Origin of the sequence: Bartonella sp. CL70QHWL, assembly GCF_042194855.1 — a bacterium.
Taxonomy (GTDB): Bacteria; Pseudomonadota; Alphaproteobacteria; order Rhizobiales; family Rhizobiaceae; genus Bartonella.
The window spans coordinates 1-4814 of record NZ_JBHINJ010000044.1; the positions used below are offsets into that span (position 1 = coordinate 1).

The 4814-nt window shown below is 41.2% G+C and carries 6 protein-coding genes; 4 read left to right on the forward strand and 2 right to left on the reverse strand.

The window, feature by feature from the left end; genetic code table 11:
- The first annotated feature begins 163 nt into the window (after window positions 1–163).
- On the forward strand, window positions 164–1519 hold the full coding sequence (locus ACFIJZ_RS09230; RefSeq protein ID WP_375631831.1) for a Bgr_08870 family protein: 1356 nt from the start codon (window positions 164–166) through the stop codon (window positions 1517–1519).
- Window positions 1520–1848: 329 nt separating this feature from the next.
- Here the strand turns inward: ACFIJZ_RS09230 and ACFIJZ_RS09235 are convergent, their stop codons facing one another.
- Window positions 1849–2028 carry a hypothetical protein gene (locus tag ACFIJZ_RS09235; RefSeq protein ID WP_375627011.1) on the reverse strand — a complete coding sequence of 60 codons (180 nt, stop codon included), beginning with the start codon at window positions 2026–2028 and terminating at the stop codon, window positions 1849–1851.
- 119 nt (window positions 2029–2147) lie between these two features.
- On the opposite strand from ACFIJZ_RS09235, the gene ACFIJZ_RS09240 reads away from it, so the two are divergent.
- Together ACFIJZ_RS09240 and ACFIJZ_RS09245 are read left to right on the forward strand one after the other, a co-directional pair.
- Window positions 2148–2423, forward strand: a complete 276-nt coding sequence (locus ACFIJZ_RS09240; protein WP_273791641.1) for a type II toxin-antitoxin system RelE/ParE family toxin — start codon at window positions 2148–2150, stop codon at window positions 2421–2423.
- Window positions 2424–2453: 30 nt separating this feature from the next.
- Window positions 2454–2780, forward strand: coding sequence for a HigA family addiction module antitoxin (locus ACFIJZ_RS09245; protein ID WP_273791640.1), 327 nt, complete (start codon window positions 2454–2456; stop codon window positions 2778–2780).
- Window positions 2781–2827: 47 nt separating this feature from the next.
- On the opposite strand, the gene ACFIJZ_RS09250 is transcribed toward ACFIJZ_RS09245, so the two are convergent.
- A complete protein-coding gene (locus ACFIJZ_RS09250) occupies window positions 2828–3349 on the reverse strand; it encodes a Rha family transcriptional regulator (protein WP_375631833.1) in 522 nt (173 codons plus the stop codon).
- A 473-nt stretch (window positions 3350–3822) separates the two neighbouring features.
- On the opposite strand from ACFIJZ_RS09250, the gene ACFIJZ_RS09255 reads away from it, so the two are divergent.
- Window positions 3823–4814, forward strand: a 992-nt coding sequence (locus ACFIJZ_RS09255; RefSeq protein ID WP_375631835.1) for a phage tail sheath subtilisin-like domain-containing protein, incomplete at its 3' end; no start/stop codon positions are given.

A 4814-nucleotide genomic window follows, 5' to 3' on the forward strand; every position in this document is an offset into this window, starting at 1 on the left:
AAACAGAACAACTCGCTGAACCGCTTTGGACAGAACGAAAATTTACCAGCAGTGATAAAGGCGCCAAACAAGCGCGCCTCAAACTCACGCTTACCGGTGGACCAGCAGCGCGGTCCATGGTGCGTGATTTTGGCGCCGGCATATTATGAGGGGAAAATGAGAGATGACAAAAACCAAAAAACTCGACATGGAATTGCCGAAAGAAGGACGCTTTATCAGTTCTGAATTCCCAATCTTGCGGGAAAACTTGACCAAAATTGATCAAGCTCTTTTGGCTGTTGAGGAAAAGATAAACGAAAAAGCACCTTTACAACACACGCATACCATAAGCGAAATCACAAATTTAGAAAGCGCTCTCAATGGCAAAATGGCAGCGGATAAAACCTTCACTTTTGCCGATTTAAGCGATATCGAAGGCGCAAAAGATGCCGCAAATAATTATGTTCTCTATAAATCAAGCAACAATAACTTCACCTTTGGGAGTGCTATCTCTCTGTTAGGCGCGCATCAACATAAAACAGAAGATATCGTGGGTCTTGACGATTTTAGAGCCAAGATCAACGAAGATCTCACAGCCTATGGGCGTCTCAAACAAGCCAATGAATGGAAAAATTACAATAAATTTACCAGCAAAGTCACTATGAGTGGTGACTTAGAACTGTTGGGTAATTCGTCGTTTAATCTCATCTATAATGGCAAAGTGGTTACCAATTTAAACACAAACGGAAGCTTGCTTAAAGGACCTTTAAAAGTCGATGGTGATCTTGTTTATACAAAAGCAGAAATAGATATTCTCAAGCAGGAAATTAAAAACATCAAAAAAGATTTGATTAATAAACTCATTATTGCCGATGCTGAATTGCTGTATACGCAAGATGGGAAAATTGAATGGCCAGATTGGGTAACAGACCAAACTAGGTTAGAAATCCAAGCATGGGGTGGCGGTGGTAGTGGTGGCGGAGCGGATACGCCAAGATTAGGAGGAGGTGGCGGCGGTGGCGGTTGTTCAGTCTGGTATGGCTATAAAGCCAGTTTAAATGGTCATGAAGATATCACAATTGGTAAGGGTGGAACTTCTGTTGCATCACTTCGTGCAACAGGTAATTCTGGAGGAACAACGACCGTTGGCAAAAATTTTATTACGGCGACAGGAGGACATGGTGGTGGGGGTGCTTATTATAATACATCAAGGGGAAATACTTATTACTATTCAGGCATTGGTGGTGCTGGGGGCATTGGGGGAAATTTTGGTTTAGCAACAGACGCACATCTAGGAATTGCCAAAGGCGGAAATGGTTATGCTGGAACGAGTGGAATTACGAGTGAAACAAGCGGCAATGGCGGTGATGCTGGAGGTGATACATCAAGGGGTGGCTCTGGAGGAGTCGGCAAAGGTCACTATAGTTCAGGAAAAGCAGGGCGTGGTTTTGGCGGCGGCGGGGCTGGTGCTCACTCTGATTCTTATCCAAGTGGTGCTGGAGCTGATGGCGCTGTCCTTATAAGGTTATGGAAAGAATAAATGGATGCACAAGTAACCAAGATATGACAGAAGTCAAATGGATAGCTGTTGTATAAGCTGGCTTGTATGATTTTAAGCCCTTTTAAAGCCCTTTAAAGAGCTTTTTGACTGACAGTGTCAGTCTTATGAGAGAGTGAGATGATTGTTATGGTCTCTTCATTAATTTGGAGAGCAAAATGACAATAGAATTTAAACTTCGTATTCACTTTATTAAGAATGGCAAGGGATCTAAGTTTTTAGCAATATTTGATCAGACAGCCGTTGGTATGTTTGTAAAATCCTTGATGTTAACGTGCAAATTTATCCCCTCCATGCACCTATTCTTCTCTTTACGCATGAGGTGGAGAAACAGGATAGTGTTCTGTTTCATAAGCTTCAATTAACAAAACAAGAGTTTTCATTCTATCAAATTCTGGAGTATTAACTTCTGGCTGCTTATCAAACATTGCAGACACAATCTCTAAAGCTTCTTGATAATCTCTCTCTGTACGAATTGGTTTGATATTCATTTCTTAAATTCTTGTAGTTCCACAGTGTTGGCATCAATCATATTAAATTGTAACATTTTTGTTGACAATTGTCACTTAATACATTACATCTTACTTAAAATAAAGTTGTTGAGTTTGCTATGATCAAAACATTTAAAAATAAAGACCTCCAATCTCTCTGGGAAACAGGAAAAAGTAAGATTGATAGCAGGCTTCAACAGCGTATTATTCGCCGTCTTGATGCCCTTGACGCTGCTTCTCAAGTTAGTGATATCAATGTACCAGGTTATAATTTTCATATGCTTAAAGGCTTTACTCCAACTCGCTACACAATTCATATCAATGGTCCTTGGTGTATCACTTTTGAATTTAAAGACAGACACGTTTACCATGTTGATCTAGAGCAATACCACTGAAGGTTTTAAGATTTGTAAAGGAAACTATCCATGACCACACGTAATCCTAATCGTTGTCCTTCTCATCCAGGAGAAATTTTAGCTGAATCCTTAGAACATTTAAATGCAAGCAAAACCGAAATTGCTAGGATTCTTCAAATATCACGCCAGCACTTGCACGGTATCCTTAAAGGAGAACGTCCAGTCACAGCCGTAACAGCAGCTCGCATTGGTAAATTGTTAGGAAATGGACCAGCCCTTTGGCTACAGCTTCAAGCCAATTATGATACATGGCATGCCTTGAGGGACATTGATGTCTCTTCTATTCCAACATTAACAGCTAATAAAGTGGATATACAAATGGAACAGAGCCATTAACTACCTCCCCGCCTCAAAGACGAGGAGATAAAATCATGTTTTTAAACTTAAGCTACTTTTACAACAGGGCTTACTAAAACTCGCTTGGCTTCTTCAACAAGCGTTTTATAATGTTTGCTCTCTTCTGCTAATGTAAAGGCTTTAACAAGATGCATGTGAAGCGGTCCATAAATATAAACAGCTTTTTCAGTAGGTCCCATTTCATTCCAGTTGCTTGGAAAATCAAAGCGTGTATCACGATCATTATCAATTAATTGGTTTTTTAAATCATAGAAAGCTTTGACGAGGGCTTTTTTGAATGCACGCACCGTATCATTGTTACGCATATAGGTCATGAGTAGAGTGGCTTGTGGTTCGTTGAGAATAGCAACTTCTCTCTTTTGACCACCTTTACCGTCTCTTTTACTCACTTGGATTTCAAATCCAAGTGAACCAAACTCTTCAAAATCCTTACGATTATTGCGTACTAACTGTATAACTGTTTTATGCGTATTACCCACACCCTCTGCAATTTTTAAAGAAGTTGTAACAGCAATACCAGCATTGTTGATTGTCACTAAATTGTTCATGATGAACTCCTAATGGTTTTAATGTCTCTATTGACACCCCCAAGGGTGCCGGGCGTTAGAAACACGGCCATTAGTCCGTCGCTATGTCTTCCCCTCGTGAGAAGGTATTGTATAGCATAGCTACACCCGACAAAATCGTTATATGCCAATAATAGCATAAAAGACAATCAGTATTTTAAATGCATGGGAGAGATCTTACGTGACCTATCCGCTAATGGTTTAGTGTTTCTAGCACTTATGATTCGATTAACATGAGGGTTTATTAGTGTCAATATGCTTTTAAAAAATTATTTTACATATTGTTGTTTTCAAAGGATCGCATTTGAAATGCTACCCTTTACTATTCACTCGCATTTGAAATGCGAGTGAACCAAAATCCTTATGATTTGCTGTTTTAAAGGGTGCGATTTCAAATCCAACCCTCATTTTTCCCATTCATTTTAATTCACCCCTCATTTAAAGGAGCATAAAGTATGGCAATAGGTTTTCTACACGGTGTTGAAGTCGTTGAGGTTGACGACGGCACCCGCCCCCTTCGCGCGGTACAATCGGCAGTTATCGGGATTGTTGGCACGGCGCCCGATGCAGATGAACAAGCATTTCCTCTTAATACACCCGTTTTGGTAACAGGCTCTCTTTCACAAGCCGCTAAACTGGATAAAACAGGCAAGCGTCAAGGCACCCTACCTAATGCCCTTGATCTCATTTTCAAGCAAGTGGGTGCCATTGTTGTTGTCGTGCGCGTGAACGAGGGTGACAATGAAAATGCAACACTCACCAATGTTCTTGGCGGTGTAAACGCAAATGGCGCTTATGAAGGTGTTCATGCTTTGATTGGAGCGCAATCCATTGTAGGACAAACACCACGCATTCTCATCGCTCCAGGCTTTACACATCAACGCCCTTCCAGTGTGAATATTGAAGAGAATGGAACTAGTGCAACTGCCAACCCCGTCGCAGCAGAACTGATTGGCATTGCAGAGCGTCTGCGTGCCATTGTGGTGCTTGATGCACCCAACACAACAGATGAAGCCGCTCTTAGCACAGCAAAGGATTTTGATTCAAAACGCGCTATTATCGTTGACCCTTTTGTAAAGGTGAATCGTGATGGAAAAATTGTAGAACAGCCAGCAAGTGCAGCAGTTGCTGGTGTCATTGCTAAAACTGATTTTACACACGGTTTTTGGCATTCTCCTTCCAACAAAGTGATCAATGGCATTGTTGGTATTACGCGCCCCATTGATTTTTCCATTGGTGATAGATCCAGCCGTGCCAACCTTCTCAATGAACAAAACATCACAACTATCATTCGAGAAAACGGCTATCGCCTTTGGGGTAATCGCACCCTTTCAAGTGATACAAAATTTGCTTTCTTATCGGTGGTACGCACCGCAGATATGATCAATGATGCCATTTTGCGCGGGCATCTATGGGCTGTCGACCGCAATATCAAAAAAACCTACAT